This is a genomic window from Pseudomonas sp. p21, assembly GCF_001642705.1.
Classification (GTDB): domain Bacteria; phylum Pseudomonadota; class Gammaproteobacteria; order Pseudomonadales; family Pseudomonadaceae; genus Aquipseudomonas.
The window spans coordinates 47,919-71,938 of the sequence record NZ_LWBV01000011.1 but is presented as its reverse complement, the minus strand read 5'-3'; the positions used below and the strand labels follow the sequence as shown (position 1 = coordinate 71,938).

The window sequence follows — 24,020 nt, the reverse complement described above, 5'->3', positions numbered from 1 at the left end:
CGTTGCGGCCCTTTCGCGACGCAAGGCCGCTCCCACAGGAGCCAACGCAGGCCGGGATGTTCATGCAAGACAAGCCATGCGCTCAGAAACGCATGTCCAGCGCCAGTTCGAAGGTGCGCGGCGGCCCCATGTAGTACTGGCTGTTGTAGGCCTGCTTGGCATACACCTCGTCGGTCAGGTTGCGTACCCGCCCGGTGAGTGAGGTGTGCTCATCCAGCCGGTAGCGGGCGAACGCGCCGAACAGTGTGTAGGCCGGGGCCTTGAGGCTGTTGGCATTGTCGGCATACACCGAGCCCACGTAGCGCCCGTCTGCCCCAACCGACCACGCCGGGGTCAGGCTGTAGGTCAGCCACAGGTTGGCGATGTTGGCCGGTACGTTCACCGGAACGTTGCCCTTGCGCGACACCGACACGCCATTGACCGCCTCGTTGAACTCGTCGTACTGCGCATCGACGTAGGCATAGTTGGCCTCGGCCAGCAGTTTTGGTGTCACCTGCAGCCGCCCGGACAGCTCGACACCGCGCGAGGTCTGCTGCCCGGCCTGGACCGTGAGGTTGGCGTCGTTGGCGTCGCGCACGGCGAAGTCCTTGCGCACGATCTGGTACAGCGCCAGCGTGGCCGCACCGCGCCCGTCGAGAAAGTCGAACTTGCTGCCCACCTCCCACTGCTCGCCCTTGGACAGGTCGAACAGCCCGACGTTGGAGTAGGTCGCTGCCGCCAGCGAGCCGGCCGGCAAGTCGGCGGAGGTACTGTACTGCGCATAGAGGCTGGCCGAGGGCGTCAGCGCATAGGTCAGGCCGATACGCCCGGAAAGCGGCTCCCAGCGCCGCTCGAAGAACGCCGGCGAGGTTGGCGTCACCGCGCCGTAGTTGGTCACTTGCATGTCCAGGTAGTCGTAGCGCAGGGCGGTCAGCAGGGCCAGGCGTTCGGTGAGTTGCAGGCGGTTTTCGGCAAACACTGCGCGGTTGGTCACCTCGTGACGGCGTTGCTTGGTCAGGCCGGCATTCACCCCGGGGATGTCGTTGAAGCTGCCGGGGGCGAAGTGCTCGGCATCGACCACGTCGCTCCAGCTGCTCGAGGTGGGGTAGAGGGTCTGGCGCATGCGCGAGTACTCCAGCCCCAGTGACCACTGGCTGGCCAGGCCGAACAGCAGGTTGTCATGGCGCAGCTCGATGCGGTCGCCCAGCAGATTCTGGTCATGGCGCTGCAGGTAAGGGCTGCTACGGCGTACCTTGCCATCGTCGGTGTAGCTGTAGCGTTCGAGGTTGCGGTAGTCGCGCTGGGCGTTGTAGTGGTACAGCGTGTTCTGCACGCTGGTGCTGTCGCTGAGCTGGTAGTCGAGGATCGAGCGCAGCCAGCGTACCCGCTGCTCATAGCGCCCGTCGCCGACGTTGTAGTTTTCGAAGCGGCGGCTGTTGTCGATTTTCATCGTGCTGCGCCCGGGCAGGATCGGTGAGCCCCAATACGGGCTGTCTTCGCGATCTTCCTGGTACTCCACGGCCAGGGTATGGGTGAGGTTGGGGGCGAGGTCGCTGAGCAGCGAGAAGGCCAGGCTGTCGGTGTGCCGTTCGTTGCGGTCGATGTAGCCGTTGCCATGCCCACGGCTGAAGTCCAGGCGCATGAAGTGGCGGGCATCGGCGGGGTTGCTGGCCAGTGCCTGGTTGATGCCGAACGCCACTTCGCTGTCGTCGAAGCTGCCATGGCGGATACGGCCGTCGATGGTCTGTTGATCGCGGCTGGCCAACTTGGTGATGTAGTTGATCGAGCCACCTACTGCGCCCGCACCATGTAGGAACGACGACGGCCCGCCGATCAGCTCGACGCGGTCGAGCACCCAGGCATCCACTGGCCGGGTGGCGCTGCTGTAGCCCAGGTTGATGCCGTTGTATAACTGGGTAACCTGGTTCTGGGTGAAGCCGCGGTAGGCGACGAAGCCGCCAAAGCCGGGGTTGGCCGAAGCGTTGACGCCGGTCATGGCGTTGATCACGTCCTGGCTGTCCTTGGCGTCGCGCTCTTCGATCAGGCGGCGGTCCGAGACACTGACCGAGGCAGGCGTTTCTCGCGCGGTGAGGCCCAGGCGCGAGCCGGTGCGGATCGGCTCGTCCAGTTGCACGCCGCTGGCGGCGTTGCGTTCACCGTCGATGGTGGTGGCGCTCAGTTCAACCGGGGCAGCGTCCGCCCAGGCAAGGCTGCAGGTGCCCATGAGGAGCACCAGGGAGGTATTGCGAAGCATGTTGGTGTGTCTTCCACGCAAAGGTCATGGCTGACCACGAGCGCGCGCAGTCAGGCGCGCCCGGCTGAGGTCAGGCGAAATGAAGGACGGCTGCGGGGAAAGAGGCGGGGGAGGCGCGGGGGTTGAGGGCGGGGCGTTGATAGCGTGGCGGCGGTTGCGCCCAGCTGCGCACCACGATGGGCGTGGTGGCCACGGCTTGCGCCGGGGTGAACGACCAGCCGCCGCTGCTGAGCGGTACGGCCAGGCTGAACGAGGAACACACCGGGCAGTCGAGCTGGGCCATGTGCTGGTCGCCGCCGGCGCCATCCAGGTCGATGGCTACGCCGTGCTCGCTGTTGACCGAGCAGAAACCGCCTTCCAGGCCGGCCAGGCGCAGGCCACCCATCTGGCCATGGTGCAGGCCGCACAGCACCAGGCTGAACAGGACGCTGGCGTAGAGCGTCCAGGCGGTCAGCGTGCGGGTGTGCCGGGTGGTTTTCATGGCGGCGAATCTATCATCCGGATGAACGCTCGGGTAGTGCTTCGGGCTCAAGATTTTGGGGCGCAACGCGCCCCCAGGGTTCTGTCAGGCCGCACGCTCCAGTACATCCAGCAAATCGACAAACTCCAGCGCCAATTTGTGCCGCGGCGCCAGGTGCACCAGCGGCACCGAGGCCTGGTGCGATTCACGCATCTTGATCGAGCTGCTCAGGTACACCGGCAGCACCGGCATGCCTTCGCTGCACAATTGCTCGACCAGGGTCTGGTGCAGCGCGGTGCGCCCGGCGAACTGGTTGACCACCACACCTTCCACTTGCAACGCCGGGTTATGGTCCTGGCGCAGTTCTTCGACTTCGGCCATTACGCTGTGCAGGGCCTGGCGCGAGAAACTGTCGCAGTCGAACGGGATCAACCACCGCTCGGCCGCCACCAGCGCGCTGAAGGTATAGAAGTTGAGTGCCGGTGGGGTGTCGATGTAGATCCGCTCGTAGTCCTCGCCCAACTCCACCAGTAGCTTGCGCAGCTTGTTGATCTTGAATTTGCTCTCCAGCTTGCCTTGCAGGTCGCTGAGGTCGGGGCTGGCAGTGATCAGATGCAGGTTGCTGTAGTGGGTTTCGGTGATCGCCACCCGGTGCTTCTTGCCGGCAGCGGTGACGGGCGACAAGGTCTGGCGGAAGAAGTCGGCGATGCCGGAAGGAATGGCATCATTGACCAGGCCGGTCAGGTAGTAGGTGGCATTGGCCTGCGGGTCGAGATCGACCAGCAGGGTCCGGTAGCCTTCGGCGGCACTGGCGGCGGCAAGGTTGCAGGCGATGCTGGACTTACCGACGCCACCCTTTTGATTGAAAACCACACGACGCATGAGACGCTCATCCATGAAGTGAAAATGTCAGGTTGGGGTCAATCCTATGACTGAAACACGACAGTTTTATGACAAGGATTGTTACAACCTGCCCATTCATAATTGTTTGTACTGGCCCTTTCGCGGGCATGCCCGCTCCCACAGGAACTCTGCTGCCCTTGAGGGTGGCGCATTGCCTGTGGGAGCGGGCGTGCCCGCGAAAGGGCCGGCACAGGAAAACATGGCGCTCAGGCAACGACTACTCGATTACGCCCCTCCTGCTTGGCCCGGTAAAGCGCCTGGTCAGCCTCGCTCAACGCATCCCCCGGTTCGCTATCGGCCTCGCCATCCCAACGCGCCACACCTAGCGACACTGTTACCGCCCCCACTGGCTCCAGCGGTGTATCCTGCACCGTCACCCGCAGCCGCTCGGCCACCACTGCTGCAACGTCCAGGCTGGCCCCCGGCAGCAGCATCAGGAACTCTTCGCCGCCGGTGCGGCACAGCAAGTCGCCCTCGCGGCAGCAGCGGCGCATCAGCTCTGCGAGCCGGCGCAGCACCTGGTCACCCATTTCATGCCCGTGGCAGTCATTTACCCGCTTGAAATGGTCGATATCCAGCACGATGGCCGCAAATGCCCGACCCTCGGCTTCCAGCAACGACAGGCTGAACTCCAGGCTGCGACGGTTGCCCAGGCCGGTCAGCGGGTCGGTCTGGGCGTCGTGGTTGAGCCGGCCGATACGTTCCTGCAGCAGGTTGAGCCCGAACAGCAGTGCGCGCTTGAGCTCGGCCGCCTCGAAGTACCAGGCCGGTACCCGATGCAGGCGCTCGGCAGTGCCGGCACGGTCCATCGAGCGGGCGCCGGCGGCAAGCTGCCACAGCGGCCGGGCGATGGTCATGGCCAGCCACCACAGCAGCAAGCTACCCACCAGCGCCAACGGTGCGGAGGTGCCGACCACGTTGAGGATCAGGTTGCTCAGTGGCGCCAACGTCTGAGTCAGCGGCTGCTGCGCCACCACGCCCCAACCGGTGCTGGGTACGGTGGCGAACCCGGCGAGCATTTCCACGCCAAGGCTGTTGGTCAGTTGCCGGGTACCGCTGCCCAGGGTCGTCAGCTGGTCGATCAATGCGTTACCTTCAACCACCGTGCCCACGCGCTGGCTGTCGGGGTGGTACAGCAGACGGCGGTTGCGGTCGACCACGTACAGATAGGAGCCGTCCTTGTAGAAGTGCTCGCCCAGCAGGCTGTTGAGGATGTTGTGTTCACGCAGGTACAGGCTGCCGCTGACATATCCCAGGTAGCGGCCATTGCTGTCGAAAATGGGTTGCGACAGCGCCACCACCAGGTTATTGGCCGCCGTCACGTAAGGCGTCGACACCAGTGCTCGTCGCGCGTGCAGCGCCTCTTGAACGCCGGGCGACTGCATGTGCCTGCCGACCAGGTGCCGCAACGGGGCGGGGGAAATCGCCAGCAGCACCCCGTTGGCATCGATCACGAACGTGGAGTTGAAGGCCAGGCTCTGGCTCAGGACACGCTCGGTCTCTGCCTGCAGGGCAACGGCGTCACCGAACTGCCGGCCTTGCACGCCAGCGCTGAACGACAGTTGCTGTAAAGCGTTGCCGATAAAGGTCTCGGTGATGGTGGCCAGTTTCATCGCGTACACCCGGTTGGCTTCCAGGGCGTGGTCGATGAGCAGCTGGCGCTGCACCCGGTAGCTGGCGAAATAGCTGGCGCACAGCATGACCACGGCGGTAAGGGCGCAGAGCACCAGAATGAGTGTGCGTAAATCCAGGCGCAATCCGTGCTTGGTGTGTGGCAATCCTGACCTCGGGTGATCGAAAAACAGCTATGAAATGGGAATAACCTTACGCGTTATGGCCGCAGCGGGGAACCACGCTCAGGAGCCTGCCTTTTCCAGCGCGTCCAGTTCGTCTTCGACCTGTTGCATGCGCTGCTCGGCCAAGGCCTGCACCTTCGCGTCGCGGGCGGTCTCGCGCATCAGGGCGGTCAGCTTCTCGCTCAGGCGCTTGCCGGCCTCGGTGTCTTCCAGGGCACGGGCCTTGGCCGGGTCCTGGGTGGCCTCGACGATGGTGGCGAACTCGGCATCGCTGAAGTTCTTTTCGCTGTACAGCCGGAACAGGTCCTGGCGCTGGTCCTCGACGGTCAGGTGCTTGCGCAGCACGCCCTGGATAGTCGCCTGCGACAGCTGCGGGTGCGTGCGGCCGAGCAGCGCTGCCATGCGCTCGATGTTGTGCGTGTAGGCATCCTGCAGCGGCAGCTGGGCCAGGATCTGTTCTTCACGGGAGGGTTGCTGGTCGCAGGCGGTGAGGGCGGCAGTCAGCAGCAGGGGCAACAGCAACATCTGGAAGCGAGGCATGGCGTGGCCTGGTTGGGCAGTGAATGCTACCGATTATACCGATGTCGGTCGTTGTGGCTGCGCTGACAGATCAGAAAGTGCCTACAAAGGTGCCGCGCAGGTAATCGACGTGTTCATTTCAAAACCTGCCCGGGTTGCTTACCTTCCGAGGTGCACGGATTTTTCAATGTACCCAAGGGAGATTCACGATGACGCACATGGCCCTGTACAAACTCAAACTGCTGGACGAGTTCGAAGACCGCAGAGACCTGTGGACCTTCGGTGATTTCGAGAACAGGTTGATGGACTTGTGGCGTGGGGCGACGCGGCATGACGCCAAAGGCATCATCCATGCGGCGCACAAGGAAAGGCGTTGGCCCAGGACCGTGAAGCGCTACCTGCTGACCAATTACCGGGTGTTTGGCAATGTCAGCTCGGAGCTGGAGCGGACCTTTGCCGAGGTGGTGGCGGCGCTGAGTGCGCAGGAACGGGCGGAGTGGGGGTTGCAGCCTGTTGGTAGTTCGGTCGCCTGATCGATTTTTGGGGCCGCCATGCGGCCCCAGGATCTTTCAGACCACGCGATACATCAGAACCCACCCCCCAACGGCCACTCCACCGCCAACCGTATCTGGTCCCCATCCAGCTCCGCCTGCGCCGTATTGCCCCGATGCACGTCATGGCGCAGCGAAAACACGGTGCCCTTGGCCTTGCCACCCTGCACCACATACCGTGCCTCGAGGTCACGCTCCCAATGTTTGCCCCCCTTGCCATACCCCAGGTACGCATACCCACCCGCAGGGTCGACATGGGTGCCGTCGATATCGAACCCACGCACGTATAACGCCGTCAGGGTCAACCCTGGCAGGCCGTAGGCGCCCATGTTCAGGTCATAGCGCGCCTGCCACGACTTCTCGTTCGGTGCGTTGAAGTCCGACATCTGCACCGCGTTGGCAATGAAGATCGCCCCCCGTGTCACGTAATCGAATGGCGTGTTGCCGTCCACCTGCTGCCAGCCCAGGCTGAAGCCGTGCGGCCCGTGGTTGTAGCGTGAGACCAGGCTCCAGGTGGTGTTGTCGATGCGCCCGGACAGCGCCTTGCCGGTGTCGGTGGTGCGGTACAGGTTGAGGTCGAGGCTGAGGCTGCGGTGCTCATCCAGGGCATGGCTGAGGGTGCTGCCCAGGTAGTGCTGGTTCCAGCTGTCCTGGTAGCGGGAGGTGTACAGGCTGCCGCTGAAGGCGGCGCCGGGGTTCCACACCACGCCAGCCAGGTCGAAGCTGTTGCCCTGGCGGCCGTTGGAGTAGTTCACCACGAAGCCCTGGTCGTGGCTGGAAGCATTACGGTCGGTACTCTCGTTGAAGTGCCCGGCTACCAGCTTGAGGGTGTCGAATTCGTTGCTGGCAAGGAAGAAACCGGTGGCTGTCTCGGGTAGCAGGCGGCTGTCCGAAGAGCTGAACACCGGGGTCTTGACGCGTTGCTCACCGTAAGACAGCACGGTATTGGACATGCGCAGTTTCAGTGCCGCGCCGGCACGGCTGTATTCGTTTTTCGGGTGCCCCTCGTTATCCACCCCGAGCAAGCGCGCCTTGCCTGCACGCCCGCCGCCGCTGTCGAGTTGCACGCCCAGGTAGGCGTGGGCATCAACCCCGACACCGATCAGCCCCCGGGTGAAGCCGGACTGAAAGGTGCCCATCAGCCCATAGGCCCATTCCTCGGCCTTGCCGTTACGTTCACTGCGCGGCTTGTAGGCGTTGCGCGCGGCACTGTTGCGCCCGCCATGCTTGTAGTCGCGCTGGTCGAATACGCTGCGGTTGAGCAGGCTCCAGCGGCCATCCTCGACAAAGCCGTTGCTTTGCGACTGGGCGGATTCGGCCAGCGCAGCAGCCGGCGCTAGCAGGGTGCCGGTGAGCAGCAGGGCGACAGGGCGCGGCATGGGCAAAGCTTCCTGTTCAGGAGGCGCGAAAACGCAAGATGCGTGCGCCGTCGAAGGGGTCGGTGAGGTAGTGGGCGTGCACGCCGAAAGTGCTTAGCAGGCGTTCGGGGTTGAGCACTTCGAGCGGTTTGCCGAGGGCGACCAGGCGGCCCTTGTCGAGCACCGCGACGCGGTCGCAGGTAAGCGCCTGGTTGAGGTCGTGCAAGGCCACCAGGGTGGTCACCGGCAGGGCTTGCACCTGTTGCAGCAGGCCCAGCTGGTGCTGGATATCGAGGTGGTTGGTCGGCTCGTCCAGCAGTAGCACCTGCGGCCGTTGCGCCAGGGCACGGGCGATGTGCACGCGTTGGCGCTCGCCACCGGACAGCGAGCCCCACAGGCGTGTGCGCAGGTGCAGGGCGTCGAGGTCGGCCAGGGCCTGTTCGACGATCGCGCGGTCTTCCCGGGAGAACGGCGCCAGCGCCGACAGCCAGGGGGTGCGGCCCAAGGCAACGGCGTCGAACACGCTGATCGCATCGAGGGTGTCAGCCTGCTGTTCGACCAGCGCCAGGGCCTGGGCGACACGGCGCCGGGGCAACTGTGCCAGCGGCTCGCCCAGCAGCTGCACGCTGCCGCTGCCTGGCTTGCGCAACCCTGCCAGCACCTTCAGCAGCGAGGATTTGCCGGAGCCGTTGGGGCCGACGATGCCCAGGGTTTCACCGGCTACAACGCTTAGTTCGATATCGCTGAGCACGGTATTGCCGGCCAGTTGCAGCCCCAGGCTCTGGCAACTCAAGGGTGCCATCGGTACAGCCGTCATGACCGTCATGGGCGCCCCCGGCGGCTGACCAGGATCAGCGCGAAGACCGGTGCGCCGAGCAGCGCGGTGACCACGCCAACGGGGATCACCTGCCCGGGGATCAAGGTGCGCGACAGGATGTCGGCGGCAATCAGGAACAGTGCCCCGCCCAGGGCGCTGGCGGGCAGCAGGCGGCTGTGCCCCGGGCCGATCAGCAGGCGCAGGGCATGGGGGATTACCAGCCCGACAAAACCGATGGCACCGACGATGGACACCATCACGGCGGTTACCAGCGCCGCGCAGCTGATCAGCAGCAACTGGGTGCGCCGCACCGGGATACCCAGCGACGCCGCCGAGTCGGCACCGAAGGTGAAGGCATCCAGCGCACGGCGGTACCACAGGCACACCACCAGCCCGAACAGCGCCACTGGCACGGCCAGCCACACCGAAGGCCAACGCACGCCACTGAGGTTGCCCAGCAGCCAGAACAGGATGCCGCGCGCCTGCTCGGCGGTGGCCGACTTGGTGATGAGGAAGGCGGTGAGGGCGTTGAACAGTTGCGAGCCGGCGATCCCGGCGAGGATCACCTGGGCGTTGTTGCTGCCCGGGCCGGCTGCGCGGGCCAGCACCAGCACCAGGGCGAACGCTGCCAGGGCGCCGAGGAAGGCGCCGCCGGACATGCTCAGCGCCAGGCTGCCCAGGCCAAGCAGGCCGACCAGTACCGCACCGGTCGAGGCGCCGGCAGACAACCCCAGCAGGTAAGGCTCTGCCAACGGGTTGCGCAACAGTGCCTGGAGGATCACGCCGCAGGTGGCCAGGCCGGCGCCGCAGGCCGCAGCGACCAGGGTGCGGGTCAGGCGGTAGTTCCAGATGATGCCGGCGTCGATCGGGTCGACCGGGTAGCCGGCCTGCCACAGGTGGTTGGCCAGCACCTGGCCGACCACGCCGGGCGACAGGTTGGTTTCGCCGATGGCGGTGCCGGCCAGCAAGGCCGCCAACAGGGCGGCCAGGGCAACGGCGATGCAGGGTAACAGGCGCATCATCACTGGGCTGCTTTGCCGCTGGCGAAGGCGGCGGACAGTGTCTGCAGGCCGCTGAACAAGCGAATGCCGGCCTGCATGGCGTCGGCGTCGAGGATGATGATGCGGTCGTGTTTCACCGCGTCCATGTTGCGCGTTACCGGGTCGCTGCGCAGGAATGTCAGCTTCTTCTGGTAGTCGTCGGCGGGGTAGCGGCGGCGGTCCATGCGGGCGATGATCAGCCAGGTGGGGTTGGCCTTGGCCAGGGTTTCCCAGCCAACGGTCGGCCACTCTTCGCTGGACTCGACCACGTTGCGCACGCCGAGGGTGCGCAGCATGAAATCGGCGACCCCTTGGCGGCCCGCTACGTAGGGGTCGATGTGCAGGTCGGCGCTGGAGAACCAGAACAATGCCGAGGTGGTGGACAGATCCTTGCCGGCCAGTTGCGCCTTGGCACTGTCCAGGCGGCTTCTGAGCTCGGCATTCAGGGCTGTGCCACGGTCCTGCACGTCGAAGATTTCCGCCAGCTGGCTGACGCTCTTGTAGATGCTTTCGACCTGGAACGCCTGCAGGCGGGTGCCGTCGGCGCCCACCAGGTTGTCCTTGCCTTCGCAGTCCGACGGCAGCAGGTAGGTGGGGATGCTCAGTTCATCGAACTGCTCGCGGGTGCCGACCGCCCCCTGGGCACCGACCATCCATTCGAACTGCACCGTCACCAGTTGCGGGCGCTTGCCCACTACTGCCTCGAAGCTGGGCTCGTTGTCGGCCAGGCGCGGCACCTTGTCGTTTTGCACCTGGTACTCGGGCAGCACGTTGTTGAACCACAGCGAGGTGGCCGCCAGTTTGTCACCCAGCCCCAGCGCGTAGAGCATCTCGGTACCGGCCTGGCCAATGGTGACCGTGCGTTCTGGCGCCTGGGCGAAGGTTTGCGGTTTGCCGCAGTTGTCGACCGTCAGCGGGTAGTGGGTGGCAGCAGCCTGGGCCAGGCCGGTGAGGCCGAGGCCGGCGAGCAGGGTGGCAAAACGGGGCAGCATGCTGGGCGATCTCCTATCGGACAGTTCGGGTGAGGAACGCACGGACAGGCATCGCCGAGCCCCCGCTGGCGGCAGGGGCAACACTGATAGCCAATCCCGGACACCCCGCCGGTTGGTGAATGTAGGCCGGCAGGTCTCCTGACTGGTGCGTCATGGCCTGGCTCCGCCTTCCCGGGTTGGTGGCCCAGTGGCATCGATGGAGCAGGCTCGGCACCTACAGTTGCGGGGGCAGTTCCGTTTGGCCCGAATTGGCGGGCCTGGGATTCCCTATTGATTCCGTGGTGGAAACCGGCGGCCGGCATGGTAGACCATCGCGCCGCCGGGTGAAAACGCTTTTCAGAAGTACTTCAGCCAGGTGATGTCGCGCCGCCGCGCCTTCAGGCGGGCGAACCAGCGTACCGGCAGGTACAGCGAAACCGCCAGCAGCACCGACCCCAGCCACACCGCGGCGATGCCGTCGAAGCCGAAGTAGTCGCCATGGTTGCGGCCGAACAGTGCCACGCTGGCCAGGTACAGCAGCTTCAGCACATACAGGTGCAGCAGGTAGAAGAACATGGGGGCTGCACCGAACACCGCCAGGGCGCTGATCCAGCGGGCCTGGCCGGCGCGTTCGAAGGCGCGCAGCAACAGCAGCCCACAGCCCAGGGTCAGGGCCAGGAACAGCAGCGACGGTGGGTACTTGGTGATGTTGAAGAAGCTCATCAGGGTTTGCATGAGGGTTGGGTAAGCGCTCCACGGCGCCTCGCCGTAGCCGTTGAGCAGGCGCAGCACGACAAAGCCCGGCAGCGCGATCAACCCGGCCAGCAGCAGGCGATGCTGGCGCTGGCCGGCCTCGCTGCCACGGGCGAACCACGGGCCCAGGCCGTAGCCCAGGGCGATGACACCGATCCACGGCAGCACCGGGTAGGAGGTGCGCAGGCGCAGGCTTTCGGAGAACTCAAGCCAGCCCCGGTCATGCAGGATTGCCCATGGCACGTGCAGGGCGGATTCGGCGCCAAAGTGCAGGCCATCGAGCAGGTTGTGGCCGGCGATGATGATTGCGCCCAAGGCGATCAGGGCGGCACGTGGCAACCAGACCAGCAGCGACAGGGCGATCATGCTGACGCCGATGGCCCAGATTACCTGCAGGTAGATGACGCTGGGCGGCAGCTGGAAGGTCCAGGCGAAGTTGACCAGGGTGAATTCCAGCACCACCAGGAACAGCCCGCGCTTGAACAGGAACGCCGAGACATCGCCGCGGCCCTGGTGTTTCTCGCCGTACAGCCAGGCTGACAGGCCGGTCAGCATGACGAACACCGGCGCGCACAGGTGGGCCAAGGTGCGGCTGAGGAACAGCGAGGGCTCGGTGGTATCGATGGCCATCGGGTCGCTGACCTGGCGGTGCAGGAAGAAGGTTTCGCGGACGTGGTCCAGGAGCATGAACAGGATCACCAGACCGCGCAGGGCATCGATGCTCTGCAGGCGCTGGGTGAGCAGGGTGGGGGTGGCACTGGCGCTTGTCATGAAAGTTCGCTGGTAGGAATGGATGTCAAATGAAATGTTATCTTATAACTAAATAATCATGGATTGGTAGATTTTTTGTGCTGCCTGCACCGGCCTCTTCGCGGGTAAACCCGCTCCCACAGGTACGTTACAGGTTTCAAGGTCTGTGATGTCCCCGTGGGAGCGGGTTTACCCGCGAAGAGGCCGGTGCAGGCAGATAGGATCAGAAGCTGTAATCCACCGTCGCAAAGTACGACCGTGGCATCCCCAACAGCCACTGCTGGCCACTGAACGCCGACTGCACATATTCACGGTCGAACAGGTTGTTCAGCTGCAACCCCAGCCGCACATCCGGCAACACCTGCCAGCCGATGTTGGCATCGACCACGGTGTAGCCGGGGGCACTCCGGGTGTTGGCGGTGTTGGCATAGCGCTCATCCACATAGCGCGCGCCAATGCCGGCCTCCACCCGCTGGCCGAAGGCTTTGCTCAGCCACAGGTTGGCGGTACGCCGCGGGATATTGGCCGGGCGATTGCCCGCACGGTCCTGCGCCACGCCGCCGACCACTTCGTCGAAATCGTCGTACCTGGCGCGCACCACCGACGCGTTGGCCGACACCTGCCACTGGTGCGCCAGCGCCAGTTCCAGGGTCGCCTCCAGGCCGTCGGATGTCTGCTGACCAGCCTGTTGCTTCTCGTGAGTGACCGGGTCATCCACCAGCAGCTTCTTCTTGACGATGTGGTAGGCCGCCAACGTCCATTCGCCACGCCCTTCCCAGAAGCGCTGCTTGAGGCCCACCTCGGTCTGCCTGGCTTCGGTCAGGTCGTAGTGCATCTGGTTGGCGCTGAGGCTGATGAGGTTGTCGACCCCGTCCTCGCTGGTGGAGTACTGGCCATACAGCGACAGGTCGTCGCTGACCGCAAACACCAGCCCGGCACGCCAGTTGCCACCTTGCAGGCTGCGGTCGCTGCGGCTGTCGACGGTCAGTTTTTCCTGAACGATGTGGTTCTGGTCGCGGCGCACGCCGGTAACCAGCGACAGGCGATCGCTCAGCTGCAGGCGGTTTTCGGCGAACAGGGCAAAGGTGTGGGTGGTGGACAAGGTTTGCGGGCGCAACGGCGAGGCGCTGTGGAACCAACCTGGTTGCGGCTGCCACGGGTCGACGTAGTCGCCGCCCACATCGTTGTAGGGCGCGTTGCTGTCGACGTTGAAACGGACCTTGTTGTACTCGGCACCGACCATGGTCTTGCTGGCCAGGCCGAACAGCGTATGGTCGAGGGTGAAGGTCTGGCGGTCGCCGAACTGTTCCTGGTTGTGCTTGATTTCCAGGTAGCTGCCGCGCAGCAACTGCTGGCGCTCGGCGTCCCAGCTGTAGTCCTCGGCGTTGCGCCAGTGCCGGCGGCTTTTGATGTAGTACAACTGGTTGCTGGCGCTGAGGTGGTCGTTCAATGTCCAGTCGGTGTTCAGGCGCGTCCATTCATCGACGTAATGCTGCACGTCGTTCTGCACGTTGTAGTTCTTGTTGCGCAGGCTGCTGCGGTAGTGGCCGTCGATCAGCGGGGTGCCGTAGTAGTTGGCAGGCTCCGCATCGCCGCGGTCGTGGGCGAGGGTGAAGCTGAGGTCGTCGCTGGCATCGAAGCGCAGCGCGGCGCTCAGCGCCAGGCTACGTGAAGGGGTGCGGTCGACCCAACCGTTACCGGCTTGCTGGTTCAGGACCAGGCGGTAGCTCAGGCGCTCGCCGAGGCTGCCGCCGCTGTCCAGGCCAAGCTGCTGGCGGTCCCACGAACCGTAGCCCAGGCGCAGGTGGTTGCGTACCTCGCCGGCAAACGGCTTTTTCGGGATCACGTTGACCACCGCACCGGTGGCGCCTTCGCCATACAGCACCGAGGCCGGGCCGCGAATCACATCGATGCGCTCGACCATCCACGGGTCGACCGGGAACGTCTGGGTACCGGCACCGGTGTACAGGCGTGCGCCGTCGAACAGGGTCATCACCGAGCTGTGGCCGGCAAAGCCGCGTGCGGAAAGGCCCGTGCCGCCGTCGCCCGGGGAGCCGATGTAGCTGATACCCGGCGAGCGGGTCACTGCGTCCTGCACGGTGAGGTTGTTGCGCTGCTGGATCTGCTCGGCGCTGATGCTGCTGGTGCTGGCCGGTGTTTCCAGGGCGCTGAGGCCCAGGCGCGAGCCAGCCTGGGTCGGGGTGGCCAGGTCGATGGCGTGGCTGGCCTGGGTGTCGGTGATGGCCGTGGAAGGCAGGGCCAGGGGCTGTCGGTCAAGCTCATCGGCCAGGGCCGGCAGGGAAACGGCCAGGCAGGCCGCCAGGGGGTGAAGCTTTAACATACGGGACATGTCGTTCCACTACTGCAGGAATGAATGGATCCCGGTGGAAAACACGCAAAGGCGCACCGTGCCCACAGGTGCGCGCACGGATACCGGCCTGCGCCCGCCCACCGCGGGTTGCCAAGTGAAGCTCCAGGCCGGTCTCCGGGCTTGCGAGGGGCATGAATCCTTCACCTTCCCATGCAGGTGCACAGTGGTATCTCGAAGGGTTCGCTCGCTTACCGTTGCGGGGGCAGCGCCGGACTTGTCGTGGGCAACACGACGCACCGGCTTCCCGTTTCACCCTGCGCGCGGCGGCGCAGGGCACCTGAAACTGGCGGGCATCTGACCATTGAAACGTGGGGGCGTCAAATCTGGTGTGATCATTGGGAGGAGTTGTAGGCAGGTCTGGCCTCTTCGCGGGTAAACCCGCTCCCACAGGGATATCACGGGCTTCTGGGCCGGTGTTTTACTTGTGGGAGCGGGTTTACCCGCGAAGAGGCCAGGCCTGCGAGAGAAGATCAACGCCCGCGCCGCCGCGATACCCGCGCCTCGATATTCTTGCGCCCGATCAGCAGCGGTGGCTTCTCCACCACTGGCTCATCCGCCAGCCACTTGTACATAACCAGGCAGTCCACCAGCCCCAGGCGGGCGTGGCGATAGGCCTTGGGCAAGCGGCCAACGGTTTCGAAGCCCAGCTTGTGCCACAGCGCCACAGCCACCTCATTGGTGGCCACCACCGAGTTGAACTGCAGGGCCAGAAAGCCCTCCTGGCGCGCCTGTTTCTGTGAGTGCTCGCACATCAACCGCGCCACGCCCCGGCCGCGTGCCGACTCACAGACCATGTAGCCGCAATTGCCCACGTGTCCGCCAGGCCCAGCGGCATTGGCCTTGAGGTAATACGAACCCAGCAGCTCGCCGTCTTCTTCGGCCACCAGCGTGCGCATGGGCAGCTCCAGCCACAGCTGGCGGGCCTGGTCGAAGCTCAAGGCCGGGTCGAATGCGTAGGTTTCACGGGCCTGGACAACGGCCTGGAAGGTGGGCCAGAAGCGTTCGAAGTCTTCCGGTGTCATGGGGCGGATGTGGATCATGCGGGTTCCTGCAAGGGCTGGGCCGCCCAGTCTGGGTGGCGCGGCGCCGTCGCGCAAGGGCGGCGACGCCAATTGCACTCAGCCGTTGGCCTTGCCCACCGCATCCATGGCCCGTGCCGAGTAGACCAGCGCGGCTCCGGCGTTCATCGCCACGGCAACGCCAAGCGCTTCGGCGATTTCCTCACGGCTGGCGCCGTGCTTGACGGCTTGCTGCGAGTGCACGGCGATGCAGCCGTCGCAGCGGGTGGTGACGGCCACGGCGAGGGAGATCAGCTCGCGAGTCTTGGCGTCCAGGTGGTTGGTCTTGGCCCCTGCGCCGCTGGCGGTCATGTAGCCGGCAACGGTATCAGGGGAAAGCTGCTTGAGATCGCCGATGCCGGCCATCAACTGCTTACGGTAGGCGTCCCAGTCCATCATGCTCATCGTCTTCACCTTGGGGAGGTTGCGAGTGGAGCTTTCAGGCTAGTCGAAGAGTGGGATGTGTGAGACTCGTACTTTGGTTGGTTGCGCGCAGGCCTTTGGGCTGCGCGCTACCGCACCGGTCAGATGTAGATGAACACCAACACCAACGCCGCAACGAATGCCCACTTCTCCAGGTAGTAGCGCGTGCGGTTGCGCTTCTTCAGCGCCTTGCCACGTTCGCGGATCTTGTAGATGCGGGTGAACAGCCGGTTGATGCCACCGGTCTTGTCGCCGGCATCGTTGGGTGCCGCGGCGGCGGCCATGACGTTGCGGCTGAACCAGCGGTTGAACGCGGTTGCCCAGCGGTACTTGAGCGGGCGTTCCACGTCGCAGAACAGGATGATGCGGTTGTGCTCGGTGGTGTTGGCCGCGTAGTGGATGTAGGTCTCGTCGAAGACCACGCCCTCGCCATCGCGCCAGGAGTACTTCTCACCGTCCACGTCGATGTAGCAACCGTCGTCGTTCGGCGTGTCCAGGCCCAGGTGGTAGCGGTAGGAGCCGGCATACGGGTCACGGTGGCGCACCAGCTTGGCGCCCGGCGGAAGGGTGGCGAACATGGCGGCCTTGACCGTGCCGATGCCTTTGAGCAACTCGGTGGTGCGTGGGCACAGGGTCATCGCCGACGGGTGGCTTTCGCCGTACCACTTCAGGTAGAAGCGCTTCCAGCCGGTCTTGAAGAATGAGTTGAAACCGACATCATCGTAATTGTCGGACTTCTTGATTTCGCCCACATGCAGCAGCTGGCGGGCCTCTTCGCGGATTTCCTGCCAGTGGTCCTGCAGCGTCTGCAGCTCGGGGAAGGCCTCTACCGGCAGGTAAGGCTTGGCCGGATGCCTGGAAAACAGGTACAGGAAGCTGTTGACCGGTGCCAGGAAGCTGGAGTGGTCGCCCAGTTGACGGGTCAGCTTGTGGCGAACCCGACCGCGCAGGTGAACATAGGCGATCGAGAGGACGAAGATGAGTACGAGTGCAATTTTCATGGACGTTTACTTGTCGAAAAATGGCCATGCGCCATGGCATGAGCCCGCCAGCATAAACAATCATGGGGGTAGTTTGTACTTATTGTTACGCAATGATGGGGCGACTTAGGTTTAATGCCCTGCAGCCTTGCGCAAACGTTTCATGTTCAGGAGTTCGTATGATTCAGGACGTACGCCCCAGCGGTACCCCCTTCAAGCGGCTGTTCTTCGCCTTGCCGGTCAGCGATGCCCAGCGCCGTGCCCTGGCCCAGTGGCGACGTGGCTTGAACCTGCGCAGCGGCAAGCCGGTGCCGGCCGCCAACTTCCATGTAACACTGCTGTTCCTCGGCGATGTGGATACCGCCCAGGTGCCTGCAATTTGTGCGGCAGTCGACCAGCTGGCGCTCCCGGCCACGGCACCACGGCTGTTACTGGACCGCTTGCAGGTATGGCAGCGGGCCAGCGCCCTGGTGCTGGAGGCGCAGCAGACGCCAGCGGCCCTGTTGCAACTGGTGTACAGCTTGCAGCAGGCACTGCTGCCGTTGGGGGTGGAAGCGGCCGACCGTGAGTATCGCCCGCACCTGACGCTGGCCAGGGATTACCGCGGCCAGCCGCCAGAGGCCAGCAGCGCGCCGGATTTCTACCTCGCCGCCCGCCATTTCACACTGTACGAGTCGCGCAAGGGCGCTTACTGGCCATTGGCGCAGTGGCCGCTGTCGAGCTGATTCAGGCCGTGGCCTCGCAGTCTGCGAACATCCGCTCACCCAGCCTGCGTGCCGTGTGCAGGTGCGGTGCCGGGTCCGCGTCTTCGCTTTCGTCAAGCAGGGTGGAACTGAGTACCTCGGCGCCGCAGTAGTCGAAAATGCCGTGCTCGATCTGCACGCGCATCGCCTCGCCATAGCCATGCCGTTCGAAGGTGCCGCTATCGGCACCGGCGACACCGACCAGGTGCACCTTCATGCCGCGCAGCTTCTTGACGGTGACGCCTCCTTCATAGTCGAACGCCCAGCCGTTGCTGAACACCCGCTCGACCCAGCCTTTGAGCAAGGCCGGCAGCGACCACCAATAGATGGGGTAGACCAGCACCAGCGCATCGGCGCGCTCGATGCGCGCCTGCTCCTTGAGTACATCCGCCGGCGGGGCTGCGAGCCGGCGGTGCACCGCATGGTCGGCCAGGCCGAAGCGCGGGTCGAAACCTTCACTGGCCAGGTCGGCGATTTCGCTGCTGTGGCCGGTGTTGGCCAGGCCGTTGGCGATCTGCCGGGCCAGGGCATGGGTAAGGGATTGCGGGTCGTGATGGCCGACGACGATCAGGGCGTGCATGGTGGTCTCTCCAAGACTGGGATGCAGGTTTACCCGGAGCGCTATATACTCAAGGTAAGTTACGTTTGGTAAGTTACTTTTGGTAGGTTATAGATGTCAAGCGATGATCAATCCCGCTCGCGCAAGCGCCTGAGCCGCGACGAGCGCCGTCGGCAGTTGCTCGATGTGGCCTGGCAGTTGGTGCGGGAGGAGGGCACCGATGCCCTGAGCCTCGGCCGTTTGGCCGAGCAGGCGGGGGTGACGAAGCCGGTGGTGTACGACCACTTCGAGACCCGCACCGGACTGCTGGTGGCGCTGTATCAGCAATACGACGCACGCCAGACGCGAATGCTGGAGCAGGCGCTGGTGCGCTGTGATGCCAGCCTGGCCAGCCGCGCCGGGGTAATTGCCGAGGCCTACGTGGACTGTGTGATGAGCCAGGGGCGTGAGATACCGGGAGTGTCGGCGGCATTGGCCGGCTCGCCGGAAATGGAAGCGCTCAAGCGGGCGTATGAGCAGCCGTTTCTGGACAAGTGCCGCGAGGCGTTGGTCGGGTTTTCGCCCAGTGGCAACATTGGGCTGGCGGGCATGCGCCTGATGGTGGGGGCGGCGGATGCCTTGTCGCAGGCAGCTGCGGCGGGGGAGCTGGACGCCGGGCAGGCCAAGGCCGAATTGCAGGCAGCAATAGTGGCGATGGTCGAGCGGCAATGAAGCCTTGAGAGTGCCCGGGCTGCTCTGCAGCCCATCGCCGGCAGGCGATCACACCGGCAGGCTCTGATGCGGCAACTCATCCCCCGGGCTGCGGGCGAACTGACGCTTGTATTCGCGGCTGAACTGCGAGGTGCTCTGGTACCCCACCCGGTGCGCGACCTGCGCCACCCCCAGGCCTTCGCCGATCAGCATTTGCTGGGCTTTCAGCAGCCGCAGGCGCTTGAGGTACTGCATCGGTGCCATGTCGGTGCAGCGCTTGAAGTGCTCGTGGAAGGTCGAAACGCTCATGTTGGCGCGCGCGGCCAGCGCTTCCACGCTCAGCGGCTCGGTGTAGTGCTCGCGCAGGTGGGCAAGGGCGGCGCCGATGCGGGCGAAGTGCCCCTGTTGCTCCACCAATGCCCGCAACACGCCGGCCTGTGGGCCGCGCAGGGCGGTGTACAGCACCTCGCGTACCCGCGCCGGGCCCAGCACCTTGGCGTCCATTGGGTCCTGCAGGCAGCGCAGCAGCCGTTCCACGCATTCGCGCATCGGAGCATCGAGTGCCGCCGAGGTCATCGACTGCGGGGTTTGCGCCTGCACCGCGGCATCCGGCGCCAAGGCCATGCTTTGCACCAGTTCACCCAGCACGCCGCGGTCGATGTCCACCGCCACGCCCAGCAACGGCGCTTCGGGGGTGGCGAAGGTTTCGCACATGAACGGCACCGACAATGCCTGCACCAGGTAATGCCCGGCGCCGTACTCCAGGGTACGCGGCCCCAGGCGCGCCAGCTTGCTGCCCTGGGCCAGGATCATCAGGCTGGGTTCGTAGATCTGCGGGCTGCTGGCCACATAGTGCTCCCAGCTCAGCACCTGCACCTGGGGCAGGTGCGTGGGCACGAAGCCCGGGCGCGTGGCGAGGCTGCGGATCAGTGCGCAAAGCGGCGCATTGGCGTCGACATGGCGGGTCAGTTGCATGATGGACCTGGGCAGAGAATCGGACAGTCTAATCATCGCAGAATGACGGCCCGGCGCCAGGCACTGCATGGCATCTTCGGAGAATCAGGCATGGATGCCGGAGAATCAGCTGTGGGCGAGGCGGCGCATGGCGCGCAGAATGCGCCTCCTGAATCGTTTCACTTCTTAGCGAGGCCCTGCATGTACACCGCCATCGGTTACGCCGCTCAGACCCCTACCAGCCCCTTGACCCCCATGACCTTCGAGCGCCGCAGCCCGCGCCCGGACGACGTCGCCATCGAGATCCTGTACTGCGGTGTGTGCCACTCCGACATCCACCAGGCGCGCAACGAATGGGGCATTGCCGTGTACCCCCTGATGCCTGGCCACGAGATCATCGGCCGGGTCACCGCAGTGGGCGACAAAGTGACCGTGCACAAAGTCGGCGACCTGGTCGGCGTTGGCTGCATGGTCGATTCGTGCCGCCACTGCGAAGCCTGTGCCAAGGACCTGGAGCAATACTGCCTGGAAGGGCCGACCATGACCTATGCCACCCCGGACCGGGTCGACGGCAGCAACACCATGGGCGGTTACTCCAGCAGCATCGTGGTCAGCGAGCACTTTGTGGTGCGCATTCCGGCCGGCATGGACCTGCCTAGCGCCGCGCCGATCCTCTGCGCCGGCATCACCACCTACTCGCCGCTCAAGCACCACGGTGTCGGCCCCGGTCACAAGATCGGCATCCTTGGCATGGGCGGCCTGGGCCACATGGGTATCAAGCTGGCCAAGGCCCTGGGCGCCGAAGTGACCCTGTTCACCCGTTCCCAGGCCAAGGCCGAGGAAGCCCGCCGCCAGGGTGCCGACCATGTAATCGTGTCTACCGATGCCGAGCAGATGCGCGCTGCGGCGGGTCGCTTCGACTTCCTTCTCGACACCATCCCGGTGCAACACGACCTCAACCCGTACCTGGAAACCCTCAAGTTTGATGGTGTGCACATCCTGGTCGGCCTGATCGAGCCGATCGACCCGGCGGTGCATGCGGCCAATCTGGTGATGAAGCGTCGGGTGCTGGCGGGGTCGTTGATCGGTGGTATTGCCCAGACACAGGAAGTACTGGACTTCTGTGCCGAGCACGCCATTCGTTGTGATATCGAGCTGCTGGATATTCGCAACATCAACCAGGCGTATGAGCGGATGATTGCCGGGGATGTGAAGTACCGGTTCGTGATCGATATGGCCACTTTGCAGGGCTGACTGATGGGTTGCCTGTGCTGGCCTCTTCGCGGGCGAGCCCGCGAAGAGGCCGAGACAGGTAATGAATACTGGATCTGTTACCAGGCCAATGCCCTGTCCCAGCCTTTCCAGAACAACCACCGCCGTACCTCGCCATGTGCCCCGGTACCGATCTGCCAGGCCGGCCGCCCGCTGTCCAGGGCAATCACCGAAACAAACCCGGCATGGCTCGCCGCCACCAGCGTACGCCCGTCGGCACTGATATCCAGCGCACTGATGGTCGACCCCAGGTAATGCTGCCAATGCTCCACGCCATCTTCGCCAAACGCCCGCAGGTAACCATAGGCATCCCCCACGATATATTCGCCGTCGCGTGCCACACCGGCATACACCCGCGCGCCATCCTGCACCAGTGGGGTGCGCGGGTCCTGGCTGTAGTAATCGGTATCCAGCCCCGGCAAGTCGGCCACCCTCACTGCCTGCGTGGCGCCACTGTAGAAATGGCAGGCATTGAGTATCAACTGGTCACCCGCGCGGTTGAACAGCGCAAAGTGCGGATACTCGCTGGCCGGGCCGATTGCTGCCACGGGCCTGAGCTGCTCGTCCAGCACCAGGTGACGGCTGCCTTGCTCGCCGACCACGATCAACCGGCCATCTGCCGACACCGCACCATGCTCCATGCTCAGCCCCAGGTAGATGTCGTCCGGGTCGGTGCCCTCGTCCAGCTCGTCGAGCACCCGCGCCTGGTGTGGCAGCAGGCGGGTCGCGCCGTGACGGGTCAGCAGGAAGATACCCTCGGCACTCACCAGCAGCACCCGCTGGCCATCCGGGAAGGGGATCAGCGCGGTCGGCGTGGGCGGCAGGTCGAACGGCTCGAACGGGTAACCCGGCGGCAACCCCTCCAGCCCCGTGGGCCAGGCCAGGCGCAGCACTTGCGGGCCGCCCCAGCCATCGGTCACGCGCACGCCCTCGGCATTGGCCAGGGCGAAGTAGCGGCGGGCCGGGCAGCGGCCGAAATGATCGACGCCGATCACCGGGGTCACCCCGTGACGGTCGATGCGCACCACCTGGCCTTTGTCATGCGGCATGCCGATACGTGCCAGCAGGCTGCCGTCGTCCAGCAGCAGGACGTTGCAGATGCCTTGTCCGTTCTCCTTGATCAGCGCCAGCAATGGGTGATGGGCGGGCGGCCAGGCTTCGCGGAAGGCTTGCTGCTCGAAGGCTTCGACACCAGGCCGGTTGGCGGCTTGCAGGGCTTCAAGCCAGGCATCGAGCAAGTGTTCGGTGGCTTGCGGCAGGGGTTCTTCGAGGTCATCCCAGCCTTGCGCGCGGCCCTGCGCGACATAGTCGTTGACAGCCTGGGCGTAGGCGGTGACCGCCTGCTGCCACTGCTGCTGTGGGGGCTGCTGGTCCATGAGCGGATCGGGCTCCTTGTTGCTGCATACGCGTTTCATACAAAGCGCGCATGGTACTCCTTCTACCCGCCTCGCGGTTGTGAGGCCCCGGCGTGACGCGTACCATGCCGGCATTCCTTCCAATAACAAAGCGTGCGTCGACACCCCGGCAAGCGGGTGGCTGTCGTGCGTCCTGTTGCCTTGTCTGCGGAGAACCGGTTTCCACCCCATGAACGGACCCACACCTACCAACATGCCACCCACGGCGGGTAGCGGCAGCTGGCTGAGCGTCATTGCCCTGGCCCTGGCGGCCTTTATCTTCAACACTACCGAGTTCGTCCCGGTGGCGCTGCTCAGCGACATTGGCCGCAGCTTCGACATGAGCACCGCCCAGGTCGGCCTGATGCTGACCATCTATGCCTGGGTGGTGGCGCTGGCCTCGCTACCGATGATGCTGCTGACCCGCAACATCGAGCGGCGGCGCCTGTTGCTGTTCGTGTTCCTGGTGTTCATCGTCAGCCACTTGCTGTCGTGGTTGTCACAGAGCTTTGCCATGTTGCTGGTCAGCCGCATCGGCATTGCCCTGGCACATGCGGTGTTCTGGGCCATCACTGCCTCCCTGGCGGTGCGCGTGGCACCGCCCGGCCAGCAGGCCAAGGCGCTGGGCCTGCTGGCCACCGGCACCACCCTGGCCATGGTCCTGGGCATCCCGTTGGGCCGTGTGGTGGGCGAAGCGCTGGGCTGGCGCATCACCTTCCTGAGCATTGCCGGGGTGGCGCTGGCGACCATGCTGTGCCTGATGAAGTCGCTGCCGCTGCTGCCCAGCCAGAACTCGGGCTCGCTGCGCAGCCTGCCGGTCCTGTTCAAGCGCCCGGCGCTGGTGATCACCTATGTGCTGGTAACGCTGGTGATTACCGCACAGTTCACCGCCTACAGCTACATCGAGCCGTTCGCCCTGCACGTGGCGCAGATCGGCGGTGAGCGCACCACGCTGTTGCTGCTGCTGTTCGGCGGTGCCGGGGTGTTCGGCTCGTTGCTGTTCAGCCGTTACAGCGACCGCTTTCCACATGGCTTCCTGGTGGGTTCGATCGGCCTGCTGGCGGCATGCCTGTTGCTGCTGTTGCCGCTGTCGGGCAACTTCCATGTGTTCGCCGCGTTGAGCATGTTCTGGGGGGTGGCGATCCTCAGTTTCAGCCTGTCCTTGCAGTCCAAGACCCTGAAACTGGCATCCGATGCCACCGATGTGGCCATGGCGCTGTTCTCGGGTATCTACAACATCGGTATCGGCGGCGGCGCGTTGCTGGGCAGTATCGTCAGCAGCCAGCTGGACGTGGCGGATATCGGCCTGGTGGGCGGTAGCGTGGCGGTGGTCGGGTTGCTGCTGGCCGTTGCCAGCACCCGGCGATTCCGCGAAGCACTGGGCGGGGTGCCTGGCCATTCCTGAGTGACCGTGCCCGCGAAGAG

At 64.9% G+C, this 24,020-nt stretch carries 22 protein-coding genes and 2 riboswitches; of the genes, 5 read left to right on the top strand and 17 right to left on the bottom strand.

The window, feature by feature from the left end; all coding sequences use genetic code 11:
• Positions 1-82: 82 nt before the first annotated feature.
• The 5 genes from A4C63_RS24815 to A4C63_RS24795 all read right to left on the bottom strand — a co-directional run bounded on the left by A4C63_RS24815 (position 83) and on the right by A4C63_RS24795 (position 5,932).
• A complete protein-coding gene (locus A4C63_RS24815; protein WP_063915081.1) occupies positions 83-2,233 on the bottom strand; it encodes a TonB-dependent siderophore receptor in 2,151 nt (716 codons plus the stop codon).
• 70 nt (positions 2,234-2,303) lie between these two features.
• Positions 2,304-2,714 (bottom strand): DUF2946 family protein, encoded by a 411-nt coding sequence (locus A4C63_RS24810; protein WP_063915080.1) that lies wholly within the window; start codon positions 2,712-2,714, stop codon positions 2,304-2,306.
• 84 nt (positions 2,715-2,798) lie between these two features.
• On the bottom strand, positions 2,799-3,575 hold the full coding sequence (locus A4C63_RS24805) for a ParA family protein (protein WP_063915079.1): 777 nt from the start codon (positions 3,573-3,575) through the stop codon (positions 2,799-2,801).
• Between the two features lie 227 nt (positions 3,576-3,802).
• The gene (locus A4C63_RS24800; protein ID WP_063915078.1) at positions 3,803-5,374 is read right to left on the bottom strand and encodes a sensor domain-containing diguanylate cyclase; all 1,572 of its coding nucleotides are present in this window, start codon (positions 5,372-5,374) and stop codon (positions 3,803-3,805) included.
• A gap of 78 nt (positions 5,375-5,452) precedes the next feature.
• The gene (locus A4C63_RS24795) at positions 5,453-5,932 is read right to left on the bottom strand and encodes a hypothetical protein (protein WP_063915077.1); all 480 of its coding nucleotides are present in this window, start codon (positions 5,930-5,932) and stop codon (positions 5,453-5,455) included.
• 188 nt (positions 5,933-6,120) lie between these two features.
• Here A4C63_RS24795 and A4C63_RS24790 point away from each other — a divergent pair, with 188 nt between their 5' ends.
• A complete protein-coding gene (locus tag A4C63_RS24790; RefSeq protein WP_063915076.1) occupies positions 6,121-6,444 on the top strand; it encodes a hypothetical protein in 324 nt (107 codons plus the stop codon).
• A 53-nt stretch (positions 6,445-6,497) separates the two neighbouring features.
• Here the strand turns inward: A4C63_RS24790 and A4C63_RS24785 are convergent, their stop codons facing one another.
• From A4C63_RS24785 to lpxO, 9 genes are all read right to left on the bottom strand, one after another.
• Complete coding sequence (locus tag A4C63_RS24785; protein ID WP_063915075.1) at positions 6,498-7,841, bottom strand: OprD family porin; 1,344 nt, start codon at positions 7,839-7,841, stop codon at positions 6,498-6,500.
• Between the two features lie 16 nt (positions 7,842-7,857).
• Positions 7,858-8,646, bottom strand: coding sequence for an ABC transporter ATP-binding protein (locus A4C63_RS24780; protein ID WP_063915074.1), 789 nt, complete (start codon positions 8,644-8,646; stop codon positions 7,858-7,860).
• The gene (locus A4C63_RS24775; RefSeq protein ID WP_063915073.1) at positions 8,643-9,659 is read right to left on the bottom strand and encodes an iron ABC transporter permease; all 1,017 of its coding nucleotides are present in this window, start codon (positions 9,657-9,659) and stop codon (positions 8,643-8,645) included. The genes A4C63_RS24780 and A4C63_RS24775 overlap by 4 nt, the downstream gene beginning before the upstream one ends.
• Positions 9,659-10,669, bottom strand: coding sequence for an ABC transporter substrate-binding protein (locus A4C63_RS24770; RefSeq protein WP_063915072.1), 1,011 nt, complete (start codon positions 10,667-10,669; stop codon positions 9,659-9,661). Before A4C63_RS24770 ends, A4C63_RS24775 begins: the two co-directional genes overlap by 1 nt.
• Positions 10,670-10,779: 110 nt before the next feature.
• Positions 10,780-10,977, bottom strand: a riboswitch (cobalamin riboswitch).
• Positions 10,978-11,005: 28 nt separating this feature from the next.
• Positions 11,006-12,172 carry a DUF1624 domain-containing protein gene (locus A4C63_RS24765; protein WP_063915071.1) on the bottom strand — a complete coding sequence of 389 codons (1,167 nt, stop codon included), beginning with the start codon at positions 12,170-12,172 and terminating at the stop codon, positions 11,006-11,008.
• 202 nt (positions 12,173-12,374) lie between these two features.
• Positions 12,375-14,501, bottom strand: coding sequence for a TonB-dependent siderophore receptor (locus A4C63_RS24760; RefSeq protein ID WP_063915070.1), 2,127 nt, complete (start codon positions 14,499-14,501; stop codon positions 12,375-12,377).
• A gap of 108 nt (positions 14,502-14,609) precedes the next feature.
• A riboswitch (cobalamin riboswitch) is annotated at positions 14,610-14,818 on the bottom strand.
• 174 nt (positions 14,819-14,992) lie between these two features.
• Positions 14,993-15,562 (bottom strand): GNAT family N-acetyltransferase, encoded by a 570-nt coding sequence (locus A4C63_RS24755; RefSeq protein ID WP_063915069.1) that lies wholly within the window; start codon positions 15,560-15,562, stop codon positions 14,993-14,995.
• Between the two features lie 78 nt (positions 15,563-15,640).
• The gene (locus A4C63_RS24750; RefSeq protein ID WP_013973174.1) at positions 15,641-15,985 is read right to left on the bottom strand and encodes a carboxymuconolactone decarboxylase family protein; all 345 of its coding nucleotides are present in this window, start codon (positions 15,983-15,985) and stop codon (positions 15,641-15,643) included.
• A 119-nt stretch (positions 15,986-16,104) separates the two neighbouring features.
• The gene (gene lpxO, locus A4C63_RS24745) at positions 16,105-17,004 is read right to left on the bottom strand and encodes a lipid A hydroxylase LpxO (RefSeq protein ID WP_063915068.1); all 900 of its coding nucleotides are present in this window, start codon (positions 17,002-17,004) and stop codon (positions 16,105-16,107) included.
• Between the two features lie 158 nt (positions 17,005-17,162).
• Here lpxO and thpR point away from each other — a divergent pair, with 158 nt between their 5' ends.
• Complete coding sequence (gene thpR / locus A4C63_RS24740; RefSeq protein ID WP_063915067.1) at positions 17,163-17,708, top strand: RNA 2',3'-cyclic phosphodiesterase; 546 nt, start codon at positions 17,163-17,165, stop codon at positions 17,706-17,708.
• A 1-nt stretch (position 17,709) separates the two neighbouring features.
• On the opposite strand, the gene A4C63_RS24735 is transcribed toward thpR, so the two are convergent.
• Positions 17,710-18,306, bottom strand: a complete 597-nt coding sequence (locus A4C63_RS24735) for an NAD(P)H-dependent oxidoreductase (RefSeq protein ID WP_063915066.1) — start codon at positions 18,304-18,306, stop codon at positions 17,710-17,712.
• A 93-nt stretch (positions 18,307-18,399) separates the two neighbouring features.
• Here A4C63_RS24735 and A4C63_RS24730 point away from each other — a divergent pair, with 93 nt between their 5' ends.
• A complete protein-coding gene (locus A4C63_RS24730; protein WP_063915065.1) occupies positions 18,400-18,996 on the top strand; it encodes a TetR/AcrR family transcriptional regulator in 597 nt (198 codons plus the stop codon).
• Positions 18,997-19,044: 48 nt separating this feature from the next.
• Here the strand turns inward: A4C63_RS24730 and A4C63_RS24725 are convergent, their stop codons facing one another.
• On the bottom strand, positions 19,045-19,950 hold the full coding sequence (locus A4C63_RS24725; protein WP_063915064.1) for an AraC family transcriptional regulator: 906 nt from the start codon (positions 19,948-19,950) through the stop codon (positions 19,045-19,047).
• Between the two features lie 180 nt (positions 19,951-20,130).
• Here A4C63_RS24725 and calA point away from each other — a divergent pair, with 180 nt between their 5' ends.
• A complete protein-coding gene (calA, locus tag A4C63_RS24720) occupies positions 20,131-21,183 on the top strand; it encodes a vanillin reductase (RefSeq protein ID WP_063915063.1) in 1,053 nt (350 codons plus the stop codon).
• A 77-nt stretch (positions 21,184-21,260) separates the two neighbouring features.
• Here calA and A4C63_RS24715 read toward each other — a convergent pair whose 3' ends face one another.
• A complete protein-coding gene (locus A4C63_RS24715) occupies positions 21,261-22,577 on the bottom strand; it encodes a hypothetical protein (RefSeq protein WP_063915093.1) in 1,317 nt (438 codons plus the stop codon).
• Positions 22,578-22,785: 208 nt separating this feature from the next.
• Here A4C63_RS24715 and A4C63_RS24710 point away from each other — a divergent pair, with 208 nt between their 5' ends.
• Positions 22,786-24,000 (top strand): sugar transporter, encoded by a 1,215-nt coding sequence (locus A4C63_RS24710; RefSeq protein WP_063915062.1) that lies wholly within the window; start codon positions 22,786-22,788, stop codon positions 23,998-24,000.
• Positions 24,001-24,020 lie beyond the last annotated feature (20 nt).

What these genes read in the sequence shown, in the direction of transcription:
- A4C63_RS24785 (WP_063915075.1), bottom strand. Translation starts at nt 7,841, where the DNA reads ATGCCGCGCCCTGTCGCCCTGCTGCTCACCGGCACCCTGCTAGCGCCG.
- thpR (WP_063915067.1), top strand. Translation starts at nt 17,163, where the DNA reads ATGATTCAGGACGTACGCCCCAGCGGTACCCCCTTCAAGCGGCTGTTC.
- calA (WP_063915063.1), top strand. Translation starts at nt 20,131, where the DNA reads ATGTACACCGCCATCGGTTACGCCGCTCAGACCCCTACCAGCCCCTTG.
- A4C63_RS24790 (WP_063915076.1), top strand. Translation starts at nt 6,121, where the DNA reads ATGACGCACATGGCCCTGTACAAACTCAAACTGCTGGACGAGTTCGAA.
- A4C63_RS24780 (WP_063915074.1), bottom strand. Translation starts at nt 8,646, where the DNA reads ATGACGGTCATGACGGCTGTACCGATGGCACCCTTGAGTTGCCAGAGC.
- A4C63_RS24730 (WP_063915065.1), top strand. Translation starts at nt 18,400, where the DNA reads ATGTCAAGCGATGATCAATCCCGCTCGCGCAAGCGCCTGAGCCGCGAC.
- A4C63_RS24770 (WP_063915072.1), bottom strand. Translation starts at nt 10,669, where the DNA reads ATGCTGCCCCGTTTTGCCACCCTGCTCGCCGGCCTCGGCCTCACCGGC.
- A4C63_RS24810 (WP_063915080.1), bottom strand. Translation starts at nt 2,714, where the DNA reads ATGAAAACCACCCGGCACACCCGCACGCTGACCGCCTGGACGCTCTAC.
- A4C63_RS24815 (WP_063915081.1), bottom strand. Translation starts at nt 2,233, where the DNA reads ATGCTTCGCAATACCTCCCTGGTGCTCCTCATGGGCACCTGCAGCCTT.
- A4C63_RS24805 (WP_063915079.1), bottom strand. Translation starts at nt 3,575, where the DNA reads ATGCGTCGTGTGGTTTTCAATCAAAAGGGTGGCGTCGGTAAGTCCAGC.
- A4C63_RS24755 (WP_063915069.1), bottom strand. Translation starts at nt 15,562, where the DNA reads ATGATCCACATCCGCCCCATGACACCGGAAGACTTCGAACGCTTCTGG.
- A4C63_RS24765 (WP_063915071.1), bottom strand. Translation starts at nt 12,172, where the DNA reads ATGACAAGCGCCAGTGCCACCCCCACCCTGCTCACCCAGCGCCTGCAG.
- A4C63_RS24735 (WP_063915066.1), bottom strand. Translation starts at nt 18,306, where the DNA reads ATGCACGCCCTGATCGTCGTCGGCCATCACGACCCGCAATCCCTTACC.
- A4C63_RS24750 (WP_013973174.1), bottom strand. Translation starts at nt 15,985, where the DNA reads ATGAGCATGATGGACTGGGACGCCTACCGTAAGCAGTTGATGGCCGGC.
- A4C63_RS24760 (WP_063915070.1), bottom strand. Translation starts at nt 14,501, where the DNA reads ATGTCCCGTATGTTAAAGCTTCACCCCCTGGCGGCCTGCCTGGCCGTT.
- A4C63_RS24715 (WP_063915093.1), bottom strand. Translation starts at nt 22,577, where the DNA reads ATGGACCAGCAGCCCCCACAGCAGCAGTGGCAGCAGGCGGTCACCGCC.
- A4C63_RS24795 (WP_063915077.1), bottom strand. Translation starts at nt 5,932, where the DNA reads ATGCCTCGCTTCCAGATGTTGCTGTTGCCCCTGCTGCTGACTGCCGCC.
- A4C63_RS24725 (WP_063915064.1), bottom strand. Translation starts at nt 19,950, where the DNA reads ATGCAACTGACCCGCCATGTCGACGCCAATGCGCCGCTTTGCGCACTG.
- lpxO (WP_063915068.1), bottom strand. Translation starts at nt 17,004, where the DNA reads ATGAAAATTGCACTCGTACTCATCTTCGTCCTCTCGATCGCCTATGTT.
- A4C63_RS24710 (WP_063915062.1), top strand. Translation starts at nt 22,786, where the DNA reads ATGAACGGACCCACACCTACCAACATGCCACCCACGGCGGGTAGCGGC.
- A4C63_RS24775 (WP_063915073.1), bottom strand. Translation starts at nt 9,659, where the DNA reads ATGATGCGCCTGTTACCCTGCATCGCCGTTGCCCTGGCCGCCCTGTTG.